Annotated in this window: 20 protein-coding genes; 10 read left to right on the forward strand and 10 right to left on the reverse strand. The window is 72.1% G+C overall.

Annotated features, from left to right (window positions below):
- Positions 1-54: 54 nt before the first annotated feature.
- Positions 55-267 carry a DUF5703 family protein gene (locus ACRAKI_RS18020; protein ID WP_447008263.1) on the reverse strand — a complete coding sequence of 71 codons (213 nt, stop codon included), beginning with the start codon at positions 265-267 and terminating at the stop codon, positions 55-57.
- The gene (locus ACRAKI_RS18025) at positions 267-1,229 is read right to left on the reverse strand and encodes a YncE family protein (protein ID WP_447008264.1); all 963 of its coding nucleotides are present in this window, start codon (positions 1,227-1,229) and stop codon (positions 267-269) included. The genes ACRAKI_RS18020 and ACRAKI_RS18025 overlap by 1 nt, the downstream gene beginning before the upstream one ends.
- 174 nt (positions 1,230-1,403) lie before the next feature.
- On the opposite strand from ACRAKI_RS18025, the gene ACRAKI_RS18030 reads away from it, so the two are divergent.
- Positions 1,404-2,471 carry a hypothetical protein gene (locus ACRAKI_RS18030; RefSeq protein ID WP_447008265.1) on the forward strand — a complete coding sequence of 356 codons (1,068 nt, stop codon included), beginning with the start codon at positions 1,404-1,406 and terminating at the stop codon, positions 2,469-2,471.
- A gap of 7 nt (positions 2,472-2,478) precedes the next feature.
- On the opposite strand, the gene ACRAKI_RS18035 is transcribed toward ACRAKI_RS18030, so the two are convergent.
- Together ACRAKI_RS18035 and ACRAKI_RS18040 are read right to left on the reverse strand one after the other, a co-directional pair.
- A complete protein-coding gene (locus ACRAKI_RS18035; protein ID WP_447008266.1) occupies positions 2,479-3,282 on the reverse strand; it encodes a carbonic anhydrase in 804 nt (267 codons plus the stop codon).
- Positions 3,283-3,400: 118 nt separating this feature from the next.
- Positions 3,401-4,366 carry an aldo/keto reductase gene (locus ACRAKI_RS18040; protein ID WP_447008267.1) on the reverse strand — a complete coding sequence of 322 codons (966 nt, stop codon included), beginning with the start codon at positions 4,364-4,366 and terminating at the stop codon, positions 3,401-3,403.
- A 138-nt stretch (positions 4,367-4,504) separates the two neighbouring features.
- Here ACRAKI_RS18040 and ACRAKI_RS18045 point away from each other — a divergent pair, with 138 nt between their 5' ends.
- From ACRAKI_RS18045 to ACRAKI_RS18055, 3 genes are read left to right on the forward strand one after another with little or no spacing between them, the layout of a single operon-like run.
- Complete coding sequence (locus ACRAKI_RS18045; RefSeq protein WP_447008268.1) at positions 4,505-5,554, forward strand: LLM class F420-dependent oxidoreductase; 1,050 nt, start codon at positions 4,505-4,507, stop codon at positions 5,552-5,554.
- Positions 5,551-6,375: an undecaprenyl-diphosphate phosphatase gene (locus tag ACRAKI_RS18050; protein WP_447008269.1), complete on the forward strand. Its 825-nt coding sequence runs from the start codon at positions 5,551-5,553 to the stop codon at positions 6,373-6,375. The genes ACRAKI_RS18045 and ACRAKI_RS18050 overlap by 4 nt, the downstream gene beginning before the upstream one ends.
- Before the next feature lie 10 nt (positions 6,376-6,385).
- On the forward strand, positions 6,386-7,087 hold the full coding sequence (locus ACRAKI_RS18055; RefSeq protein WP_447008270.1) for a histidine phosphatase family protein: 702 nt from the start codon (positions 6,386-6,388) through the stop codon (positions 7,085-7,087).
- 347 nt (positions 7,088-7,434) lie between these two features.
- Here the strand turns inward: ACRAKI_RS18055 and ACRAKI_RS18060 are convergent, their stop codons facing one another.
- Positions 7,435-8,589, reverse strand: coding sequence for a site-specific integrase (locus ACRAKI_RS18060; RefSeq protein ID WP_447008271.1), 1,155 nt, complete (start codon positions 8,587-8,589; stop codon positions 7,435-7,437).
- 109 nt (positions 8,590-8,698) lie between these two features.
- On the opposite strand from ACRAKI_RS18060, the gene ACRAKI_RS18065 reads away from it, so the two are divergent.
- On the forward strand, positions 8,699-8,860 hold the full coding sequence (locus ACRAKI_RS18065) for a hypothetical protein (protein ID WP_447008272.1): 162 nt from the start codon (positions 8,699-8,701) through the stop codon (positions 8,858-8,860).
- A 55-nt stretch (positions 8,861-8,915) separates the two neighbouring features.
- On the opposite strand, the gene ACRAKI_RS18070 is transcribed toward ACRAKI_RS18065, so the two are convergent.
- The 5 genes from ACRAKI_RS18070 to ACRAKI_RS18090 form a co-directional block, all read right to left on the reverse strand.
- On the reverse strand, positions 8,916-10,658 hold the full coding sequence (locus ACRAKI_RS18070) for a hypothetical protein (RefSeq protein ID WP_447008273.1): 1,743 nt from the start codon (positions 10,656-10,658) through the stop codon (positions 8,916-8,918).
- 262 nt (positions 10,659-10,920) lie between these two features.
- Positions 10,921-11,283, reverse strand: coding sequence for a VOC family protein (locus tag ACRAKI_RS18075; protein WP_447008445.1), 363 nt, complete (start codon positions 11,281-11,283; stop codon positions 10,921-10,923).
- A 56-nt stretch (positions 11,284-11,339) separates the two neighbouring features.
- Entirely contained in the window at positions 11,340-13,010 is a 1,671-nt protein-coding gene (locus tag ACRAKI_RS18080; RefSeq protein ID WP_447008274.1) for a hypothetical protein, read from the reverse strand.
- Between the two features lie 149 nt (positions 13,011-13,159).
- Positions 13,160-13,876 carry an MBL fold metallo-hydrolase gene (locus ACRAKI_RS18085; protein ID WP_447008275.1) on the reverse strand — a complete coding sequence of 239 codons (717 nt, stop codon included), beginning with the start codon at positions 13,874-13,876 and terminating at the stop codon, positions 13,160-13,162.
- Positions 13,873-14,847, reverse strand: a complete 975-nt coding sequence (locus tag ACRAKI_RS18090) for a hypothetical protein (RefSeq protein ID WP_447008276.1) — start codon at positions 14,845-14,847, stop codon at positions 13,873-13,875. Before ACRAKI_RS18090 ends, ACRAKI_RS18085 begins: the two co-directional genes overlap by 4 nt.
- Before the next feature lie 578 nt (positions 14,848-15,425).
- On the opposite strand from ACRAKI_RS18090, the gene ACRAKI_RS18095 reads away from it, so the two are divergent.
- The 5 genes from ACRAKI_RS18095 to ACRAKI_RS18115 all read left to right on the forward strand — a co-directional run bounded on the left by ACRAKI_RS18095 (position 15,426) and on the right by ACRAKI_RS18115 (position 22,528).
- On the forward strand, positions 15,426-15,863 hold the full coding sequence (locus tag ACRAKI_RS18095) for a YybH family protein (RefSeq protein WP_447008277.1): 438 nt from the start codon (positions 15,426-15,428) through the stop codon (positions 15,861-15,863).
- Positions 15,864-15,900: 37 nt separating this feature from the next.
- Positions 15,901-16,629, forward strand: coding sequence for an isocitrate lyase/PEP mutase family protein (locus ACRAKI_RS18100; protein WP_447008278.1), 729 nt, complete (start codon positions 15,901-15,903; stop codon positions 16,627-16,629).
- 35 nt (positions 16,630-16,664) lie between these two features.
- Positions 16,665-17,483, forward strand: a complete 819-nt coding sequence (locus tag ACRAKI_RS18105; RefSeq protein WP_447008279.1) for a thioesterase family protein — start codon at positions 16,665-16,667, stop codon at positions 17,481-17,483.
- Positions 17,484-17,525: 42 nt separating this feature from the next.
- On the forward strand, positions 17,526-21,428 hold the full coding sequence (gene hrpA / locus ACRAKI_RS18110; protein ID WP_447008280.1) for an ATP-dependent RNA helicase HrpA: 3,903 nt from the start codon (positions 17,526-17,528) through the stop codon (positions 21,426-21,428).
- Positions 21,429-21,985: 557 nt separating this feature from the next.
- A complete protein-coding gene (locus tag ACRAKI_RS18115) occupies positions 21,986-22,528 on the forward strand; it encodes a hypothetical protein (protein WP_447008281.1) in 543 nt (180 codons plus the stop codon).
- Positions 22,529-22,696: the final 168 nt, after the last annotated feature.

Consider the following 22,696-nt stretch of genomic DNA (forward strand, 5'->3'; position numbering starts at 1 on the left):
GCTGTGGTACCACAGCCGTGGTGGTTCACGTCCGGGAAGGGCCTCGGGCTGTGCCTAGGTGATTACACCCGGCATCACGGCGGCCGTCCGCTTGCGGCGCAGCCACACCTTGCGCGAACCGTCCCCGAACAACAACGTCCGCGACAGCTCCCACCCGGCGAACTCCGCGTGGATCGTCAGCTGCGTCGTCGCCGTGCGACGGGAGACACCGGCCGGCAGCCGCAGCGGCCGGTACTCCCAGTCCCCGTCGACCACCTCATCGCCCATCACCCGATCACCTGCATCCCTCGGCCGTCCCCGGACGCGACGAACACGCGCCCGCTGCCTGGATCAACCGCCACCGAGTCCGGCTGGCGGACCGTGGCGTACCGGTGCTTCTCCACCGGCTCGTCACCGGTGACGTCGAACCCCACGACCTCGTTGCGCCCGGTGAGGGTGATCCACACCAGGTCCCGCGCCTCGTCGTAGGCCATCCCGTACGGCGCTCCCGGCAACGGGTAGCGCAACCGCATGATCAGCGGAGCGGTGGAGAACGCCATCAGCTCGCCGCCGCGCGTGTCCACCACGAACACCCGGCCGAACTTGTCGGCCACCGCGTTCGTCGCGCCCTCGCCCGCGCGCAGCCCCGCACCGGGGCTGTCCGCCGCCGGGTCCAGGTCGAACACCGCGCTGCGCGGCCGGTCCAGCACCACCGCCGCACCGCCCACCGCGACCAGCCGGTCGGGGCTGGAGATGCCGCGCACCACGTGCCCGTCGACCGACACCTGCTTCAAGTCCCGCTGAGCCACCAACGTCGTGCCGTCGACCCGGGCCACGTCCACCGGCCCGCCCTCCACCGCGCGCTCGGACGTCGACCCGTCGGGCCGCACCGTCACCACGACACCGGCGGGCACCACGGCCTCCACCGCGTCACCGACGGCCACCAGCCGCTCCGCCGGACCGGGCAGCGGCACCACCACCGGCTCACCCGGGGTGTCGAGCGGGTACAGGGCCACCGAGGGCGGATCGGCCAGCGCCACGGCGACGTGCCCGCCGGCCACCGCGACCGACGTCGCCCGCCCCAGCGGCAGCACCCGGCCCTCCGGCGTCGCGGGCTGCTCCGGCGCCACCGCCGGTCGGGCCGGCTCCAACGTCGCCGCGAGCTGCAACGGGTCGGCCGGGTTGTCCTCGGCCGCACAACCGGAGACCAGCACGGCCCCGGTGAGCACTACCGCCGCGAGTCGGCGCAACGTCGGACCTCCCCGTTAACCCGTTCGCTCACTGCCCTCCCAGCATCCATCACCGAACCACCATCGTCACGCAGGGGGCGGGTGTTGTCGTTGGTCTGGGAGGGTGGTAGTCGCGCTCCGCCCACCCGCGCCGTCCCGTTGCGGCCACCATCCCCGGTGAGGGAAGGCGGCGCGATGACGATCGAGGAGCTGCGGAGCACCCACGTCCGACTGCTGCGGGACCGGCGGGTCGTCGACCACCTGGACCCCCGGGCGCACCCCGCCGACACGGCCCCGCGCTACCACACGTGGACCAGCGTGGCCGCCGAACCGCTGCCCGCCAGGCTCGCCCGCCTGGCCGAGGTCCGCGTCCGCCCCGCCGCCTACCGGCCCGCGCACCTGCACGACCGGCAACGCACCCTGGACGCCCTGCAACCCGAGGTGCTGCACCTGGCGCGCGCCGCCGGGCTGCCCGTCGACACACCGGTCCTCGCGGGCGTGTTCCCCACCGGCACCCTCGACGGGATCACCGTCCCGCTGCCCGGCCGCGGCGTCCTCGTCCTGGTCGACACGTCCCTGCTGGACCTGCTCGACGCCGTGCTGAAGATCATGACCGGGACGTCGCCGACCTACGGCACACCGTCCCTGCTGACCACCGAACAGGCGTCCTACGCGCTCGCGGAGGCCCTCAACGCCCACCTCTACGGCAACGGCGCGGTCCAGGCCCAACGGCTGCCCGAGCTGTCCGGGCAACGCCTCGCCCTGGCCGGCCTGATGGCCCGCCGCGCCACCCAGTTCGTGCTCGCGCACGAGGTGGCGCACCTGCTGGCCGGGCACCTCGTCCACGCCAGTCGCCGCACCGACCCCGACACGCCCGTCGGCGCGCTCGACGCGCGGTCCGTCGGCTGGCCCCGCGAGCACGAGGCCGACCGCATCGCCGCCGTGATCATGCTGCACGCGCTGGACGACCTCGGCCCCCGTGAGCTCGACGCGCACGAGCCGTGCCTGGTCGGCGCGGTGCTGCTGGTGCTGTTCCTGCACGAGGTCACCGACCGGCTCGCCGACGAGCTGGGCCTCACCGTCCCGTTCGCGGGCAACCACCCGCCCCCGGTGCGGCGCATCCACGACCTGGCCGACCACCTCGCCGGTCGCGTCCGAACACCTCGCGCGCTGGACCTCGCCGCCGACATCGCCGACTGGCTGGAGGGCGGGCTCGGCGGGGTCCGCGAGTGGTTCCGGATGGTGGGCGAGACGACCGCCTGACCCGGCGTCAGGTCAGCCGGGTCACCGCGCCGGTGTCGAGCCGGTAGCTGGCCGCGACGACCTGCAGCCCGTGGTGCGCCACCGCCGTCCGCAGCGTCACCGACCGCTCCAGCGCCAGCGACGCCACCCGCCGGGCCTGGTTGTCCACCGCCGCCGCGAGGAACCGCGCCTCGTCCGCGTCCGGCGGCGTGGACAGCACGGCCGGCTCGATCGCCCGCACCAGCACGCTCACGTCACCCGACACCTCGGCCCGGCCGCGCACCACGTCGACCGCCGCCGACACCGCGCCGCACTTCGCGTGCCCCAGCACCACCACCAGCGGCACACCCAGGTGCTCCACCGCGTACTCGACGCTGCCCAGCACGCTGTTGTCGAGCACCTCGCCCGCCGCGCGGATGGTGAACAGGTCGCCCAGCCCGTGGTCGAACACCAGCTCCGGCGGCACCCGCGAGTCCGCGCACCCCAGCACCACCGCGAACGGGTGCTGCCCCTCCACCAGCGACTCCCGCCACCGCAGCGACTCGTGCGGGTGGGTCTGGCGCCCGGTGACGAAACGGTGGTTGCCGTCCGCGAGCTTGCGCCACGCGGCGTCCGCGTCGAGGGACGTGGCCTCACCGGACCTGGACCGACCCCACCGGGGCGGACTCTGCTGGGGCGGACCCTGCTGGGGCGGACTCTGCTGGGACGGAGCCGCCGACGCGGGCACGGCGGCCGACGCGGCGGCCACGAAGGTCCCGGCCGCCGTGCCCGCCGTGATGCCGAACAACCGACGCCGCGTCACCGCGGTCGGCTCACCGCTCAATTCACGCACCGGCTGAAAGTAGACCCGGTTCGGCCTTGAAGGTGACGCAGGGTCACGCAACTCACAGGATCAATCACGGAAAGCAACATTCCGCCCAGCCTTGGTCCATTCGGACAAACGGCGCGGATCAGCCGAGCCGCCGTTCCGGGTAGCCGAACTCCACCGCGCTCACGTCGTCCAGCGCCGCCCGGATCGCCGGCGGCAACGTCAACTCCTCCGCCGCGAGCGACCCCAGCAGCTGCGCGGTGTCCCGCGCGCCCACCACAGGGGCCACCACGCCCGGCCGGTCCCGCACCCACGCCAGCGCCACGCACAGCGCGTTCGTGCCCAACCCGTCCGCCGCCGTCGCCACCGCCTGCACGATCCGCGCCGCCCGCTCCGTGCGGTGCAGCTCCACGTACCCGGCGAAGTGCGGCGACGCGCCCCGCGAGTCGGCCGGCGTGCCGTTGCGGTACTTGCCGGTCAGCACGCCCCGCCCCAACGGCGCCCACGGCAGCAGCCCTACCCGGTGGTACTCGGCCGCGGGCACCACCTCGCGCTCCACGCCGCGCTCCAGCAGCGAGTACTCCACCTGCGCCGACACCAGCGGCGTGTGCCCCGGCAGCGCCGCCGCCGTGCCCAGCTGCCAGCCCGAGTAGTTCGACACCCCCGCGTACCGGACCTTGCCCGACGCGACGGCCGTGTCCAGCGCCGACAGCGTCTCCTCCAGCGGCACGTTCGGGTCCCACGCGTGCAGCTGCCACAGGTCCACGTGCTCCACGCCCAGCCGGCGCAGCGACCCGTCCAGCGCGTGCAGCAGGGCGCCCCGTGACGCACCGCCGCCGAACGGGCCGTCGTTGCGCCGCGCCACCGCCTTCGTCGCGATCACCACGTCCTCGCGCGGCACCACCTCGCCCAGGAGCCCGCCGAGGATCCGCTCGCTCTCGCCCTCGACGTACACGTCGGCGGTGTCCACCAGCGTGCCGCCCGCTTCGGTGAACGCCAGCAGCTGCGTGGCCGCCTCGTCCGCGTCGGTGTCCCGTCCCCAGGTCATCGTGCCCAGGGCCATCCGGGAGACCCGCAGTCCGCTGCGGCCGAGGTATCGCTGTTCCACGCGGGGGAGCCTAAGGGGTGATCGAAAATCCGGCGGGTCGTGGCGCGCGCCTGTCAAGGGCGAATCTCGCCCGATCGGGGAACCGGTCCCGCGGACCGCCCTGGCCAACCAGGTTACCGAACGGTAGGGTCCCGGTCCGTGCGACTGGGACTGAACCTCGGGTACTGGGGCGCGGGCAACGATGCCGCGAACCTCGAACTGGCCAGGGAAGCGGACCGACTGGGGTACTCGGTGGTGTGGGCCGCCGAGGCCTACGGCTCCGACGCGCCCACGGTGTTGGCGTGGATCGCCGCGCAGACCGAACGCGTCGATGTCGGCAGCGCGATCCTCCAGATCCCCGCGCGGACACCGGCGATGACCGCGATGACCGCCGCCACCCTCGACTCGCTGTCCGGCGGCCGGTTCCGGCTCGGCCTCGGCGTGTCCGGGCCGCAGGTGTCGGAGGGCTGGCACGGCGTGCGGTTCGACAAGCCGCTGGGCCGCACCCGCGAGTACGTCGACATCGTGCGCGCCGCCCTGCGCCGCGACCGGCTGCGCTACGAGGGCGAGCACTACACGCTGCCGCTGCCCGACGGCCCCGGCAAGGCCCTCACCCTCACCGTGCACCCGGTGCGCGAGCACATCCCGGTCTACCTCGCCGCCGTCGGCCCGAAGAACGTCGAGCTCGCGGGCGAGATCGGCGACGGCTGGCTCGCGCTGTTCCTGTCGGCCGAGCACTCCGGTGACGCCCTCGCGTCCCTCAAGGCGGGCCGGGAGAAGGCGGGCAAGACCCTCGACGGGTTCGACATCGCCGCCACCGTGCCGATGTTCGTCGGCGAGGACTGGCGTGAGTGCGCCGACCACGCCCGCCCGTACGCGGCGCTGTACATCGGCGGGATGGGCAGCCGGCAGAAGAACTTCTACAACGACAACGCCGTCCGCATGGGCTTCGCCGCCGAAGCCGCCGAGGTTCAGGACAAGTACCTCGCCAAGGACTACGAGGGCGCCATGGCCGCCGTGCCGGTCGAGTTCCTCGACGCCACCTCGCTGCTCGGCCCCAGGGAGCGCATCGCCGACGGCATGCGCGCCTACGCCGAAGCAGGGGTCACCACACTGACGATTTCGCCCATGCTGCAAGATCTTCAGCAGGGGATCGCCGCGCTCCGCACGGCGACCGAAGCTCTGGATTTGGCAGGAGTGGGTAGTTGAGCTGGTTGCAGGCCCTAGTCCTAGGACTGGTCCAAGGACTGACGGAATTCCTGCCCATTTCCTCGTCGGCGCACGTGAGGATCGTCTCCACACTGTTCTTCGGCAACGATGCGGGCGCGTCGTTCACCGCGGTCATCCAGTTGGGCACCGAGGTAGCGGTGTTGATCTACTTCGCCAAGGACATCGGCAACTTCATCGCGGCGTGGTTCCGCGGCCTGTACAGCAAGGCCGCGCGCAAGACCGAGGACTACCGGATGGCCTGGTACGTCATCATCGGGTCGATCCCGATCAGCGTGCTGGGCTACCTGTTCAAGGACGAGATCCGGTCCTCGTTCCGGAACCTGTGGATCACCGCCACGGTGCTGGTGGTGTTCGGCATCCTGCTCGGCGTGGCCGACCACTTCGCCCAGCACCTGCGGTCGAAGCTGAAGCTCAGCGACGCCGTCGGCATGGGCCTCGCCCAGGCCCTCGCGCTGATCCCCGGTGTGTCCCGCTCCGGCGGCACCCTCACCGCGGGCCTGTTCCTCGGTCTGGACCGCGCCGCCGCCGCGCGCTACTCGTTCCTGCTGGCGCTGCCCGCCGTGTTCGGCGCCGGGATCTTCAGCATCCCCGACGTGCTCGACAGGTCCGGGTCCAACGCCGCGTCGGTGCCGCAGATGATCGTCGCCACGATCGTCGCGTTCGGCGTCGGCTACGCCACGATCGCCTGGCTGCTGCGGTACGTCTCGAAGCACAGCTACTCCGCGTTCGTGTGGTACCGGCTGCTGCTGGGCATCACGCTGATGGGGCTGCTGTCGATGGGTCTGCTCAACCCGACATAGGGTTGCCCCCGTGGCTACCGTGATCCTGCTGCGACACGCCCGGTCCACCGCCAACGGATCGGGCGTCCTCGCGGGCCGCCGGCCCGGCGTGCGGCTGTCCGACCGGGGCGAGGACCAGGCCGCGGCCCTGGTCGACCGGCTCGCCGGCGTCCCGCTCAGCGCGGTGGTGACGTCACCGCTGGAACGCTGCCGGCAGACCTTGGCGCCCCTGCTCGCCGAACGCGGCCTCGACGCGACCGTCGAACCGGACATCGTCGAGGTCGACTACGGCCAGTGGACCGGGCGGGCGATCAAGGACCTCGTCGGCGAGCCGCTGTGGACGGTCGTGCAGCAGCACCCGTCCGCGGCGGTGTTCCCCGATGGGGAAGGCCTCGCCGGCCTCCAGGCGCGCGCTGTGGCCGCCATCAGGGCCCACGACGCCCGCGTCACCGCCGAACACGGGCCACGTGCGGTGTGGCTGGCGTGCAGCCACGGTGACGTGATCAAGGCGCTGCTGGCCGACGCGCTCGGCGTCCACCTCGACGGGTTCCAGCGCATCGTGGTCGACCCGGCGTCCGTGTCCGTCGTCCAGTACACGGAGACGCGGCCGTTCGTGCTGCGCGTCAACGACAACGGCGGCGACCTGTCCGCACTCGCGCCCGCGCCCGCGGAGGCCAAGGCGGCCGAGCCGCTGTCCTCCGACGCCGTCGTGGGCGGTACCACCGGCGCCTGACGGCACCCGTTCCCGAAGCATCGCGTGGCCCCCGGACAGTGCAGGGTAGTCCGGGGGCCACGGTGCGTCCGGCCGGGGCGGGCGGCCACGTGGGACTGATCGTATTGGCGTTAACGCCCGGGTAAATGCCCTCCCGAGGGGTGGGCGGCCGGCCGCGTCGCGCCGCCGTGTGCAGGTCATTCGCCGCGCCGGCACCGAGCAGCGCTAAAACCCCAGCTCACAGCCTGTGGAAACACCGCGGAAACAAACCCTGGCAAGCGCTCGGGTGCCCTAACCGGCTAGACCGTTCGGTTCCGCCCGGAAGGACTGCGGGTGTGAGAAGTTAACGACCGCGCGTGCGCTCTTGATCACAGTCCGAGGCGGGTGACGGCGTTGTCCTCCAACGGGTTCGCCGTCCGGATGTAGCGGTGCACGGTCCGGGGGTTCGTCCAGCGGCCCTGCCGCATGATCTCCCGGTCGCTCGCCCCGCCCAGCGCGGCCTGCGTGGCGAACCCCGCCCGCAGCGAGTGCCCGCCGAACATCGCCGGGTCCAGGCCGGCCCGCAGCGCGTACCGCTTCACCACGTCCGACACCGCCCGGTCCGACATCGACCGCGTGCCGACGCCGCCGTGCCGGGTCACCGACGGGAACAACGGCCCGCGCAGCGGACCCGGCCGGTAGCCGTGGCAGCGGTGCGTCGGCGGCGGGTCGCCCTCGTTCTCCAGCAGGGCCCGCCGGTCCGGCGCGGTCAGCACGTCCACCCAGTCGGCGAACGAGCACACCGGGCACGTCGGGCGGCGGGCGCCGCGGGGGAGCACCACCCGCTGCCGGTGCGCGCCGGTCTGGTCGGTCTTCGTGACGCCCAACTCGACCAGGAGCAGCGGCTCGTGCGTGCGGGGGTCCACGTCCACCGTGACGTCCTCCAGCGCCACCGCGGCCAGCTCGCTGCGCCGCAACGCGCCCGCGAACCCCACCAGCAGCAGCAGCGCGTCACGGCGGCGCGCCACGCCCGTCGGCCACCCCGGCGGCGGCCGTTCGGCCAGCAACGCCTCCAACGTCCCCAGCAACACCGGGCGCTTGCGCCTGGGCTGGGTCTGCCGGGTGCGGCGGATACCGCGCAACGTCAGCCGCACGACGTCCGAGCGGGTGGGGGAGGGTAGCCCGCCGGCGGCGTGCACGGCGGCGATCGCGGCGGCCTTGCGCTCCAACGTGGACGGACCGAACGCGGGGGAGCCGTCGGCTTTCGTCGTGTCCGCCGCCACCGCCAGGTACACCGCGACGTCCACCGGGTCGGCGGGCAGCGCCACCCGGCCCTCGGCCTCGCACCACGCCGCCCAGCCCACCCAGTCCGAGCGGTAGGCGCGCAGGGTGTTCGGGGACTGGGCCGCCCGCAAGTAGCCGGAGAGCGAGGCCGCCTGCTCGTCGTCGAACCGGCGGCGCACCTGCTCCAGCGCCGCGTGGTCGACCAGGACGGCGTGCGTGACGCGGTCCAGCTCCGCACGCACCGGTTCGGGCAGGGTCACCTGATCACCCTAACAGTTTTAACAACTCTATAGCTTCAGTGTAGACTAAAAGATATCTTCCCCGCAGCGACTGCTATGCGAAACCGTGCGCGGTCTACAACACGCCGCCATGGCCAACATCGCTCTTCCCACGGTGGTGAACGCGTTCGCCGACCCCGTCCGACTGCGGATCGTCGCCGAGCCGGCGCGGTCCGGCGGGATCGCCTGCGGGCAGTTCGACGTGCCGGTCGGCATGTCGAACTGCCTCGCACCACCTGAAAGTCCTCCGTGAGGCCGGGGTGCTGCGCGGGCGATCGGATCGGACTGACCGCCCGCGTGGCGATACGTCACTCGCGGTGCAGCTCGCCGACCTTGGGCCCGGCTGCCTGGAGCTCCCGCAGCAGGTGGAAGTACGCCTGGTCGCCCTCGACGTAGCAGCCGTGGCCGAACTCGATCGCGTACCGGGAGCACGTGCCGTCGAGCAGCTGCGTCATCTGCGCGTTCATCGCCAGCAGACCCGGCGAGTTGTCGGTGCGCGGCATGTACTTGTCGCCGATGGCCGATCCGGCGGACGCCAGCACCACGAACAGCGCGGTGAACGCGCCGATGGCCGCCGACCGCGAGCCGGTGAGCCGCGCCCCGGTGGTCCTCGGGGCGCCGATCGCCGTGCGCCTGCGGACTTCGTAGTAGACGGCGAACCCGGTGAGCAGCAGCAGGCAGTACAGCAGTTCGGCGGTGCTGCGCGGGTAGAGCTGGACGGCCTGCTCGGCGTACATCTTGGAGCCGAAGTGGAACCGCAGCACCCACGCGCCGACGAACACCGACGCGAGCATGATCACAGCGGTCCGCTGCCGGGCCACCGTGATCGCCAGGCCGAGGCCGAGGGCGGCGAGCAGCGTGAACAGGCCGACGCCGCCGAGTTCGCCGGGCGGCGGCCAGGGGCCGGGGTCCATGCCGGGCAGGTCGCCGCGCCACATGGAGATGTAGGCGGGTTCGACCCAGGTGTCCCAGTAGAAGTAGGTGTCCTTGATGGAGCCGGACGCCAGCAGGAGGCCGTAGAGGTGTCGTGCGGAGACGACGACGAACACGACGGAGGTGACGGCGACGAGGATCAGCGCCTTGCGCAGGCCGGTGCGCCAGGGGCAGAGCACCAGGGCGGCGACGATGAAGCCGGGTGCGGACCAGACGAACCAGCCGGAGTAGATCAGGAACACGACGCCGAGCGTGGCGCCGAACGCGATGCCGGCGAGGACGACCTGGCGGGTGGTGCGGGTGGTGATCCCGCGCAGTCGGCGCAGGAAGAGCAGCAGCACCGGGATCAGCACGACCAGCATGAGGTTGGTGTAGGGCTTGTAGGGGTCGATCAGCGGCAGGGCGGGGACGATGCCGAGGCCCAGGGCCCACAGCGGGGGGAGCAGGCGTCGCCAGGTGAGGTAGGCGATGGGCCCGAACAGGGCGGTGATGCCGATGTGGAGGGCCTTGAGCGCGTACTCGGGCGGTTGGCCGGTGAGCTGGGAGTACCAGGCGAGGATGTGGGGGAAGCCGGGCGGGTAGTTGGCTTCCATGGTGCCGTGCTGCTCGATGTAGTGCGCGATGGCGACGAGTGCGCCGGAGTCGCCGTAGGTGGCGTGCAGGCCGTAGGGGGTGCCGTCCAGGGCGACGACGACGGCGCCGGCGACGAGTCCGCTGAAGAGTCCTGCGGCGGTGGCGGCGGCGATGCGTTCCACGGCGGGTGCGTAGGCGCGCCAGCGGACGCGGGCGGTGATGATGACGAGGACCGTCGCGATCACTGCGATGAGGGCGAAGCGGGACTGGAGGGCGGCGAGGCCGCTGATCTGGCCGATGCGGTCGAGCGGGTCGACGTCGACGCCGGTGGCGTGCAGCACCATGAGGGCGGCGGCGGCGAGGGAGGCGATGATCTCGGCGGTGATGAGCAGGCTGCGGCGTCGTGGGCCGCTGCGCACGGGGGTGGCGTCGGGGACGGTGGCCTGGTCGGCGCTCGACGTCGCCGGGCGGGTCTGGTCCGCTCCGGTTCGGTCCGCTCCGGGGTGGGTCGGGGTGGTGCGCTGGTCGGCGGGGGTCAGCTGCACGGCGACCACTCCGCCCCGGTGTTCACCGGTCTGGCCGGTGGCGCGTTGTCGTGTTCGGTTCGGTTTTCAGTGCACACGTTCGTCGACACACCTTCGCCCGGCGATGGACTGCTGGCCCCTGGATCCGGCCACCCGCGGCGGTGCGGAGACTGCGTCGGGGGTGGCGGCGCCGAAGCCTATCGGGGCGCGGTGTGGTGGTCGGTGCGGGCCTGGTGAGGACGACTTGTGGCCGGGTGCGGTCCGTGGTGCGGGTGGGGCGTTCTCAGGTGCGGATCCAGAGGCAGAACGGGTGTCCGGCGGGGTCGAGGTAGACGCGGACGTCGTCCTGGGGTTGGTGTTCGGCGAGGGTGGCTCCGGTGGCGACGGCGTGCGCGCCGGCGGTGTCGAGGTCGTCGACCTCGATGTCGAGGTGGGTCATCATCTGCTGGTCGCCGTCGCCTGCGGGCCAGGTGGGGCGTCGGTAGCGGGTTTCGGTCTGGAAGGACAGCCCGGCGCCGCCTTGGGGTGGGCGGACGGTGGCCCAGCCGGGTTCGTCGTCGCCGAGCGGCCAGCCGAGGAGGTCGCGGTAGAAGCGGGCGAGGGCTTGGGCGTCGGGTGCGTCGAGGACGGTGGCGCTGAGTTTCATCACGCCCTCGATTTTCACTCGCTCGTGTGATGTTCGCATTCGTGCGGGTGGGGTGGTCAGCGTTCGCCGGGGATGTGCGGCAGTTCGCCGGGCTTGGGGCCTCGGTCGCGCAGTTCGGTCATGAGTTCGCGCAGGCGTGGGTCGTCCGGTGCGAAGCAGCCCTGGTTGAGGGTGGCGGCGTAGGCGGGGCAGTTGCCGTCGAGCAGTCGGATCAGGTGGGAGTTGAAGGCGAGGCTGCCGAGGGAGTTGTCGGTGCGGGGCATGTAGCGGTCGCCGGTGGAGGAGCCGGCGGAGGCGATGAGCAGGAGTAGGGCGGTGAGTACGCCGAGGCCGAGCGAGGGTGCGGCGAGCGCGGTGCGGACGCGGGTGATGCCGTGGAGGTGGCGCAGTCCGTAGTAGCCGGCGAACCCGGTGAGCAGCAGGAGGCAGTAGAGGAGTTCGGCGGTGCTGCGGGGGTAGAGCTGGACGGCGTCGGCGGCGTACATCTGGGAGCCGAAGTGGAAGCGCAGGAGCCAGGCGCCGCCGAAGATCGCGGTGAGGGTGATGACGACGGTGCGGGTGCGGGCGAGGGCGATGGCGGTGGCGAGGCCGGTGAGGGCGAGGATGGTGAAGAGGCCGACGCCGCCGAGTTCGCCGGGTGGGGGCCAGGGGCCGGTGTTGCCGGGGAGGTCGCCGCGCCACATGGCGATGTAGGTGGGTTCGACCCAGGTGTCCCAGTAGAAGAAGCGGTCTTTGACGGAGCCGCCGGCGCGGAGCATGCCGACGAGGTGGGTTGCGGAGACGGCGACGAACACGGCGGCGGTGATCGCGACGAGGGCGAGGCCCTTGCGCCACCCGGTGCGCCAGGGGAACAGCAGGAGGGTGGCGAGGAGGACGCCGGGTGCGGACCAGACGAACCAGCCGGAGTAGATGAGGAACACCGCGCCGATGAGGGCGCCGTAGCCGGTGCCTTTGAGGACGATGTCGCGCCACGGGGTGTCGCCGGCGCGGCGCAGCCTGCGGAGCAGGGCGAGCAGGACGGGGACGAGCACCACGAGCATGAGGTTGGTGTAGGGCTTGTAGGGGTCGATGAGGACGATGGCGGGGATGACGCCGAGGGCGAGTGCCCACAGGGGTGACAGCAGGAGTCGCCAGCTGAGGTAGGCGATGGGCCCGAAGAGGGCGGTGCCGACGATCTGGAGGATCCGGAGGCTGTACTCGGGTGGGGTGTCGGTGAGTTGGGAGTACCAGGCGAGGGCGTGGGGGAAGCCGGGCGGGTAGTCGCCGACGAAGGCGCCGGTGGTGATCACTTCGTGGGCCCAGCGGGTGAGGGTGCCGGCGTCGCCGTAGGTGGCGTTGAGTCCCCAGGAGGTGCCGCGCAGGGCGATCACGAGGGCGCCGGCGACGAGTCCGCTGAACAGTCCGGCGGCGGCTGCGGCGGTGATCCTGCGGGCCAGGGGTGCGTGTGCGGCCCAGCGGACTCGGGTGGTGAGCACGACGAGGGCGAGCAGGACCACGGCGATGAGGGCGTGCCGGAGTTGGAGGGCGGCGAGGCCGCTGATCTGGCCGATGCGGTCGAGCGGGTTGACGTCGACGCTGCGGGCGAGGAGCACCATCAGTCCGGCGGCGGCGAGGGACACGGTGGCTTCGGCGGTGAGGAGCAGGCCTGCCCGGCGTGGTGTGGCGGGTGGCGGGGACGGGTGCTCGGGGCTGGTCCGCGGCGGTTGTCCTGGCGCGGTCGACAGCACCGTCGATCACTTCCTCACGGGTGTGGTGGGTCCGAATGCGGGCCGGGGGAGGGCTGGGCCGGGGCCTTCGGGAAGTGGCGACGCGGGAGCCTACTGCGTCGGTTGATCGTGGTGTGTCCACGGGGTTGGGGGGAGTGGGCGCGTCGGTGTTACTTGATCACCACGGTTTCACCCGGTCGTGCGACGGGGGCGTGGGCTCGTTCGGTGGCTTCGGCGGTGGTGAGGGTGTGGCCGATGTGGGTGAGCAGGAGTCGTTCGGCGCGGCGGCCCGCGGCGGCGGCGTCTTCGGGGGTGCAGTGGTGCGGTCCGGTGCCGTCGGCTTCGCAGAGCAGGAGGTCGGCGTCGTCGGCGAGGGTGTCGAGGGCGGGGCAGGGGCCGGTGTCGCCGGAGTAGGCGATGACGCGGTCGGCGTGGGTGGCGCGCAGGCCGAAGGCGGGCAGGCCGTGGTGGACGGCGTGGCTGGTGAGGGTGATGTCGCCGATGTCGGTGTGGTGGCCGTCGTGGAGTTCGTGGACGTCGAAGGCGGCGGCGGCCGGGTTGTGGTCGGCTCCGGCGAGGAAGGTTTCGAGTCGTTCGGCGAGTCCGGGTGGGCCGTAGAGGGGGATGGGTCTGTGCGGTTGTTCTCCGGCGAAGAGCAGTGCGTAGTAGTAGGGCAGGAGGTCGGCCGCGTGGTCGGCGTGGGTGTGGGAGATCCAGACGGCGTCGAGGAGGTCGGGCCGGTGGTGGCGTTGCAGTTCGGCGAGGGTGCCGGGGCCTGCGTCGACCCACACGGCGGTGTGTTCGGTGCGCAGGAGGTACCCGGAGCAGGGGTTGCCGGGGCGCGGGTAGGGCGTGGCGGTGCCCAGGACGGTGAGGCGGAAGGTCACGAGTCAGTGTGGCGCAGGACGTGCACGCCGGCGGCGGTTTTCAGGTAGGCCCAGGTGGTGGCGCCGGTGGTGGCGAGGCCGACGTGGGAGGCGGAGGTGCGGGCGAGGTCGTCGGGCAGGGCCACGGCGGTCCAGGTGTCGTCTTTCCAGCGGTGGAAGGCCGGTCTGGTCTCGAAGGAGTGGCGGGTGGCGCGCACGCCCCAGGTCCAGCCGGTGGCGACGCCGTGGACGCTGAGGCGGCCGGTGTCGGTGGGTGGGGGGACGGCGGTCCAGGTGTCGCCGTTCCAGCGGTGCACGCGCAAGCCTTCGGTGTCGCGCACGTGGCCGAGCCAGAGGTCGTCGGGTGCGGCGGCGGCGAGCCGGGCGATGTGGCCGCGTTCGAGTCTGGGGCCGGTGACGTCGGTCCAGGTGTGGCCGTCCCAGTGGGTGAGGACGGGGTAGCCGTAGGTGGCGACTCCGGCTCCGGCGAGGCCGCCGCCGCCGGCCCAGACGTCGTGCGGTCCGGTGGCGGTGATGGTGTGGAGCGCTTCGCGGGCGGAGGACAGGGCGGTGCGCAGGTGCCAGGTGGCGCCGTCGTAGTGCAGGGTGTCGCGGCCGGTGCCGACGACGTGCACTTGGCCGTCGGTGACGGCGGTGACGGCTTTGGCCCAGGTGATGGGTGGGGTGTCGACGGTGTGCCAGGTGGTGCCGTCGAAGTGCAGCACGAGGGGGCGGCCGGCGCTGTTGCCGACGGCCCACACGTCGTCGGGTGCGGTGGCGGCCACGCCGGACAGGCTCGCGGCGGCGGGGGTGGCGGGTAGCGTTTCCTCTCGCCAGGTCTCGCCGGTCCAGCTCAGCACCAGGGGTGCGGAGGGGCGGCTGGTGAACACGCCGGTGGTGCCCGCGAGCCACGCGTGGTGGTCGCCCGCGGTCGCCAGGTCGGCCAGTGCGGTGCTGGGTGGCAGCACGGGCACCGGCACGGGTCGGAACAAGCCAACTCCCCCTCGATGGGTCCCCCGACGCATCGCGTGGTCAAGCTCATCGGGCTCGGTGCCAATTCGCCATCCGCCGAACGGCGGCTTGTGGGGCGCAACCGCACGACCCCTGTGCGGGTCGAGCGCCGTCTGCTGCCGGCGGGGTGCCGTGTGGGCCCGCCACATCTCGGTGCGCCACATCGGTGCGCCGGCGCGCCGCGTCACGAGCCACCCTTTCGGGTTGTCCGGGGGGCCGGCGACGGGGCACTGGCCGGCCGCAGCGAGCAGGGGCTTCCTGCACGGCGTCGTCGCACGCGTCGACCCGCCGTGGTGGCGCACCAGCGCGCTGCTGAGGAGCTGCGGCGGAAGCTCCCGCGACAGGGGGCCGGTCCCGTGGTCGGCCACGCGGTCGACCTCCGGGTCGGTCGCGCGGTTCCGGGCTGCGCGGGGCTCGGGGTTGCTGTAGATCAGGACGAGGTACTTCGCCAGAACCTCCGAAAAACTCCGGCCCGGGGATGTCGAGAATGCCCAGCCAGCTTCTACGTCACCAGTGGAAGGCACCCGACGGGGGTGTCCCACCGGGGAGGAACACCCTCATGAGCCAGCACGTCCGGGTCCGTGACCTGATCGAGGAGCGGGCCGCCGCGATGCGCACGGGTGACGCCGACCGCCTCGTCGCCGACTACCTGCCCGACGCGGTCGCGTTCACCATGGTTCCTCCGCTCAAGCACACCGCGCCCGAGGTGACCGATCCGGAGGCGATGCGGGCCTGGTTCGCGACGTTCGCCACGGCCCTGGACTACGAGATGCGCGAGCTGGAGGTCGCCGTCGACGGCGGGGTCGCGTTCTGCCACAGCCTCAACCGCATGTCCGCCGTCCCGCAGGGCGGCACGGAGGCGTTCGACCTGTGGTTCCGGTCCACGGTGTGCCTGCGGCTGGTCGACGGCGCGTGGCGGATCGCCCACGAGCACACGTCCACGCCGTCCTCCGTGGTGGACGGGGAGTTCGGGGTGGCGGTGGATTCCACGCCGTAGGGTCGTGGCGTTGATCAACGCCACGACGGGAGTCGATGTGAGCAGAGTCGAGGCGACCGCGGCGCGCACGCTGCGGGCGCTGCACGTGCCGGGTGACCCGCTGGTGCTGCCGAACGTGTGGGACGCCGCGTCGGCGCGGGTCGTCGCCGACGCGGGCCACCCGGCGGTGGCGACGGCCAGCGCCGCGGTGTCCGCCGCGCTGGGCTACCCCGACGGGCACGGGATGCCCGCCGACGAGGCGTTCGCGGCGGTCCGCCGGGTGGTCTCCGCCGTGGACGTGCCGGTGACGGCGGATGTCGAACGCGGCTACGGCCTGCCGCCCGCGCGGATCGCGGAGCGGCTGGCGGAGGCGGGTGCGGTCGGCTGCAACCTGGAGGACTCGGATCCGGCCACGACGGCGATGGTCGGGGTCTCCGAGCAGGTCGATTTCCTGGCCGCCGTGCGCGCCGCGGACCCGGATCTGGTGATCAACGCGCGGGTCGACGTGCACATCCACGGCGACATGTCGTTCGACGAGTGCGTGCGGCGCGCGCTGGCCTACTTCGAGGCGGGCGTGGACTGCGTGTTCCCCATCGGCCTGCCCGCCGTCGACGTCGCGCGTTTCGTGCGTGCGGTCGGTGGCCGGCCGGTGAACGTCGGGCACGACGCGGGTCCGCCGACCGCGGCGGAGCTGGGTGCGGCGCGGGTCAGCTTCGGTCCGCGGCTGCACCGGCAGCTCATGGCGCAGTTGGCGACCGTGGTGGCGGATCTCCGCACGACCACGTGAGCTACTGACGGGTAGCGCCCATTAGGGTGATCCCCATGCATGAGTGGGACATCGACACGCGGGTCGAGGCGGCGGGGGACGGGCGGTTCACCGCCCACCTCACCGACCGGTGGAGCGGCCCGGGCGGGCGTCCCAACGGCGGCTACCTCGTCGCGTTCTGCCTGCGGGCGCTCGGCGAGGTGCTGCCGCACCCCGACCCGCTCGTGGTGAGCGCGCACTACCTGCGGCCCGGTGTCGTCGGCCCCGTCCGCGTCGACACCGAGGTGGTGCGCACAGGCCGCAGGCTGTCCACCGGCGAGGCGCGCCTGAGCTGCGGGGACCGTGAAGTTCTCCGCGTCGTCGCGTCCTACGCCGACCTGGGCGCCGCCACGGGCCGCACCCTGGTGCTCGGGGAGGCCCCCGACCTGCCGCCGCCCGACGAGTGCGTCGACGTCCACGGCGACGCGTTCCGGTCCGACATCACCGTCGCCGACCGCGTCGACCTGCGCGCGCCCAAACCGCACGGCTGGGCGCAGGGCCGCCCGACCGGCACCCCGCACACCGAGTTCTGGATCCGGTTCGCCGACGGCCGCCCCGCCGACACGGCGAGCCTCGCGTCGCTGGTGGACTCCGCCGCGCCCGCCGTCCTCGAACTCGGCGAGACCGACTCCACCACCGTCGAGCTCACCGTGCACGTGCGCGCCCGGCCCGCAGCGGCCGGTCCCGCTTCCGGTCCCGCTTCCGGGTGGCTCGCCGCCCGCGTCACCACCCGCTACCTCGTCGGCGGCCACCACGAGGAGGACGTCGAACTGTGGGACGCCACCGGGCAGCTCGTCGCCCAGTCCCGTCAACTCGCGCTCCTGCCCGCCGGATAATCGGCGGCCCCACCCGTCCCGCCCGGATATCCTCTACCCCAAATGAACCCGATGTCTCACGCTGACCTGCGCGAACGCCTGTCCGGACTGATGCCGCGGGACCAGCGCAGGCTCAGTCGCCGGCTCGACGGCGCGCGCAAGGTCCGCGACGGCGAGGCCCGCGCGGCCGTCCTCGCCGAGATCGAGGCCGACGTGGAGGCCGCCGGCCTGCGGGTCGCGCTGCGCCGCGAGGGCGTGCCGAAGATCACCTATCCGGCCGAGCTGCCCGTCAGCGCCCGCAAGGACGACATCGCCGCGCTCATCCGCGACCACCAGGTCGTGATCGTGGCCGGCGAGACCGGCTCCGGCAAGACCACCCAGCTGCCCAAGATCTGCCTCGAACTCGGCCGCGGCGTGCTCGGGCAGATCGGCCACACCCAGCCCCGCCGCCTCGCCGCCCGCACCGTCGCCGAACGCGTCGCGCACGAACTGGGCACCGAACTGGGCAGCGCCATCGGCTACAAGGTCCGGTTCTCCGACCAGTCCGGCGACGACACGCTGGTCAAGCTGATGACCGACGGCATCCTGCTGGCCGAGCTGCAGACCGACCGGCTGCTGTCCCGCTACGACACGATCATCATCGACGAGGCCCACGAGCGCAGCCTCAACGTCGACTTCCTGCTCGGCTACCTCAAGCAGCTCCTGCCGAAGCGGCCCGACCTGAAGGTCGTCATCACCTCGGCGACCATCGACCCGCAGCGGTTCTCCCGGCACTTCGGCGACGCCCCGATCATCGAGGTCTCCGGCCGCACCTACCCCGTCGAGGTCCGCTACCGGCCCATCGTGGACCCCGACGACCCGGACGCCGACCCGGACCGCGACCAGACCCAGGCCGTCTGCGACGCCGTGCGTGAACTGCAGGCCGAAGGACCCGGCGACGTGCTGGTGTTCCTGTCGGGCGAACGCGAGATCCGCGACACCGCCGACGCCCTGGCCGCGCTGGAGCTGCGCAACACCGAGATCCTGCCGCTGTACGCGCGGTTGTCGTTCGGCGAGCAGCACCGCGTGTTCCAGCCGCACACCGCCCGCCGCGTCGTGCTCGCCACCAACGTCGCCGAGACGTCGCTGACCGTGCCGGGCATCAAGTACGTGGTCGACCCGGGCACCGCCCGCATCTCCCGCTACAGCCACCGCCTCAAGGTGCAGCGGCTGCCCATCGAACCCGTCTCCCAGGCGTCGGCCAACCAGCGCAAGGGCCGTTGCGGCCGGGTGTCGGAGGGCATCTGCGTCCGCCTGTACAGCGAGGACGACTTCGACGCGCGGCCCGAGTTCACCGACCCGGAGATCCTGCGCACCAACCTCGCCTCGGTCATCCTGCAGATGACGTCGATCGGGCTCGGCGACATCGCCGCGTTCCCGTTCATCGACCCGCCCGAGGCCCGCAACATCAACGACGGCGTGCAGCTGCTCCAGGAGCTGGGCGCGCTGCTGCCCGCCGAGAAGCAGCTGACCCCGCTGGGCCGCAAGCTCGCCCAGCTGCCCGTCGACCCGCGCCTGGCGCGCATGGTCATCGAGGCCGACCGCAACGGCTGCGTCCGCGAGGTCATGGTCATCGCCGCCGCGCTGTCCATCCAGGACCCGCGCGAACGGCCGTCGGACAAGCAGCAGGCCGCCGACGAGTTCCACGGCCGGTTCAAGGACCCCGACTCGGACTTCACCGCGTTCCTCAACCTGTGGCAGTACGTGCGGGAGCAGCAGAAGGCCCTGTCGTCCAACCAGTTCCGCCGGCTGTGCCGCAACGAGTTCCTGAACTACCTGCGCGTGCGCGAGTGGCAGGACATCTACCAGCAGCTGCGACAGGTCGCGAAGACCCTCGGGGTGCACGTCAACGAGGAGCCCGCCGACCCGCGCAACGTGCACGTCTCGCTGCTGTCCGGGCTGCTGTCCCACATCGGTGTGAAGGACGTGCCGAAGCGGGATCCGGGCAAGCGCGCCTCGGCCGAGTACCTGGGCGCCCGCAACGCGAAGTTCGCGATCTTCCCCGGCTCCGCGCTGTTCCGCAAACCACCGCAGTGGGTGATGGCCGCCGAACTCGTGGAGACCTCGCGGCTGTGGGGCCGCACCGTCGCCAGGATCGAACCCGAGTGGGCGGAGAAGCTCGCCGGGCACCTCGTCAAGCGCACCTACAGCGAACCCCACTGGGAAGCCAAGCGCGGCTCCGTGGTCGCCATGGAGAAGGTCACCCTGTACGGGGTGCCGATCGTGGCCGCCCGCAAGGTGAACTACGGGAGCATCGACCCCGAGCTGTCCCGCGAGCTGTTCATCCGGCACGCCCTGGTGCAGGGGGAGTGGACCACCCACCACAAGTTCTTCCACCGCAACCGGGAACTGCTCGCCGAGGTCGAGGAGCTGGAGAACCGGGCCCGCCGCCGCGACATCGTGGTGGACGAGGAGACCGTCTACGAGTTCTACGACCAGCGCGTGCCCGCCGACGTCGTGTCCGTCCGGCACTTCGACACGTGGTGGAAGAAGACCCGCCACACCCAGCCCGACCTGCTGACGTTCGACAAGGCGATGCTGGTCAACGACCGTGCCGCCGTCACCCCCGACGCCTACCCCGACGAACTGCGCCGCGGCGACCTGACCCTGCCGCTGACCTACCGGTTCGAACCCGGCACGGCCGTCGACGGCGTCACCGTCGACCTGCCGCTGCCGGCGCTCACCGCCCTGCCCGACGACTCGCTGTCCTGGCAGGTCCCCGGACTGCGCACGGAACTCGTCGTCGCCCTCATCCGGTCGCTGCCCAAACCGGTCCGCCGCAACTTCGTGCCCGTGCCCGACGTCGCCGCCGCCGCCCTCACCGGCATCGACCCCGACGAACCCCTGCTGCCCGCCCTGGAACGCGAGCTGCGCCGGCTGACCGGCGTCGTCGTGCCCCGCGACGAGTGGCAGCTCGACCAGGTCCCCGAACACCTCAAGCTCACGTTCCGGGTCCTCGGCGAGGACGACCGTGAACTCGCCCGCGGCAAGGACCTCGCCGCGTTGAAGGCGAAGCTCCAGGGGCGGCTGCGGGAATCCCTGGCCGCCGCCGCGAGCGACCTCGCCCGCACCGGCCTCACCACGTGGACCATCGGCGACCTGCCGCGCACCGTGCAGCAACGCCAGTCCGGCATCGTCGTCACCGCCTACCCGGCCCTCGTCGACAAGGGCAACACGGTCGCGGTGGACATCCTCGACACGCCCGGACGCCAACGGCAGGCCATGTGGCGCGGCACCCGCCGACTGCTGCTGCTCAACGTGCCGTCACCGGTCAAGACCCTGCAACGCGGCCTGAACAACGCCGAGAAGCTCGCCCTGACCCGCAACCCGCACGGCGGCGTCGCGCCGCTGCTCGCCGACTGCATCGCCGCCGCCGTCGACAAGCTCCTGCGCGACGCCGGCGGACCGGTGTGGGACGAGTCGGCGTTCGCGAAGCTCACCGACACCGTGCGGAGGGGCCTGGGCGAGACCACGTTCGACGTGGTGCACAAGGTCCGCAAGGTGCTGGAGGCCGCGCAGGACGTCGAACTGCGCCTCAACGGGGTCCGCGGCCCGGTGTTCGAGGAATCGCTCGCCGACGTCCGGGCCCAGCTCGCCGGGCTGGTGCACAAGGGTTTCGTCACGGAGGCGGGCGCCGAGCGGCTCACCGACGTGCACCGCTACCTGCAGGGCATCTCTCGCAGGCTGGAGAAGCTGCCCGAGAACGTGCGGCGCGACCAGGAGTGGATGGACCGCGTCCACGCCGTGCACGGCGAGTACCGGGAGCTGCGCGCCGCCCTGCCCGCCGACGAACCGCACGAGGAGCTGGACGAGGTGCGGTGGATGATCGAGGAACTGCGGCTGAGCTACTTCGCCCAGACCATCGGCACCCGCTACAGCGTCTCCGACAAGCGGATCTTCAAGGCCCTCGACGCCGTGCCCCGCTGACGTCCCCGAATCCGGTGGAGCGGGCCGGGTGGGGGCGTAGCGGTCGGCCGGATGACCGAGTTCGCGATCCGCGGCCGCGCCGCCGAGGCGACGTACGCGGGGATCAACCCGGAGCGGGGCTACTCGCACTTCTCCAGCAGCTCCACGTGCTCGGCCGGCATCCCGTCCACGAGCCGCCGGCCCCGGTCGGTGAGCCTGATTCACACCACCCGCCGGTCGTCCGCGTCCGCGACCCCCTCCACCAGGTCCTTGGCCACCATCCGGTCGATCCGGTCGGTGATCGCCGACCCTGCACAGCCACCGCTTCCATGGTCACGGCCACCGGACGAGTCGGCAACCCTTGGAATCAAAGGCCGTTAGCCAATTCGGGTATACCTGCGCGCCCGAATCTCGCCTCAGGACTAACTAACCGGCCGTCTCGCGCCCTCTTGATGCGCAAGATTGCGGACAGGGACACAGGGGCTTCCCCCACTTTTGGACGCATACATTTCCGAACAGCCATGTGCTTCAATTGCGGCGGATCCGCACCCGGATTCCATTCGAGGGAGGAAAGCGCCGTGATTGTTTCCTGGAAACGCGGCGCGGTCGGCCTGGTCGCTGCGGCGGCCAGCGTGGCGGCACTGGTGGTCACGGCCAGTCCGGTGGGGGCTGCGGTACCTACCGCCGGGACAACGGGAATCCAGATCGAGGCAGTAAGTAGCGCCACGCCGGTCCTGGTGTCGGATGTGGCCGCCGAGCCGGGCGTCAACGCGATCTTGTACTGCGCGGTCCGGGACAATACCTTCGGATGTCAGTCGGGCTCACCGGGCGATGGCCTGGTTGTCGCCCGGCTCTATTTCGAACCGAATTTCGGCGGCTCGCAGGTGGTGGTCTTCAACCCGGCCTACCAGGTCGGTTGCAGTACGTCGACGACCGACAACGAGGGTGGGGCGAACCTCGGCACCTCGGCCAACCAGGTCAGCTCGGTGCGGACCTACAACTCCTGCGACGTCAGGCTGTACGACGGGAACAACCTGTCCGGCACGGCCAGCGCATGGCTGGACTCGGCCGGCGGCCTGGGGGCGATGGACAACCGCGCCAACTCCTTCAAGATCTCCTGATCGGCCTACCCGAACCGAAGACGTGACCGCTGTGGGACGGCGGCCTTCGGGCGCCGTCCCACAGTGGTCTTCGGGTGCCGGGCCAACCGCACACCGGGCCTACCGCTCGGCGCGCCGAGCGACGTGCTGAAACCCTGCTTTGCCGCCGACCGGCACGGCGGACACCGA

It is taken from the genome of Saccharothrix isguenensis, from assembly GCF_052936305.1.

Bases quoted from the DNA above. Each gene is read 5' to 3' on its own strand.
- ACRAKI_RS18020 (WP_447008263.1), bottom strand. From the start codon at position 267: ATGGGCGATGAGGTGGTCGACGGGGACTGGGAGTACCGGCCGCTGCGG.
- ACRAKI_RS18030 (WP_447008265.1), top strand. From the start codon at position 1,404: ATGACGATCGAGGAGCTGCGGAGCACCCACGTCCGACTGCTGCGGGAC.
- ACRAKI_RS18065 (WP_447008272.1), top strand. From the start codon at position 8,699: ATGGCCAACATCGCTCTTCCCACGGTGGTGAACGCGTTCGCCGACCCC.
- ACRAKI_RS18075 (WP_447008445.1), bottom strand. From the start codon at position 11,283: ATGAAACTCAGCGCCACCGTCCTCGACGCACCCGACGCCCAAGCCCTC.
- ACRAKI_RS18095 (WP_447008277.1), top strand. From the start codon at position 15,426: ATGAGCCAGCACGTCCGGGTCCGTGACCTGATCGAGGAGCGGGCCGCC.
- ACRAKI_RS18105 (WP_447008279.1), top strand. From the start codon at position 16,665: ATGCATGAGTGGGACATCGACACGCGGGTCGAGGCGGCGGGGGACGGG.
- hrpA (WP_447008280.1), top strand. From the start codon at position 17,526: ATGAACCCGATGTCTCACGCTGACCTGCGCGAACGCCTGTCCGGACTG.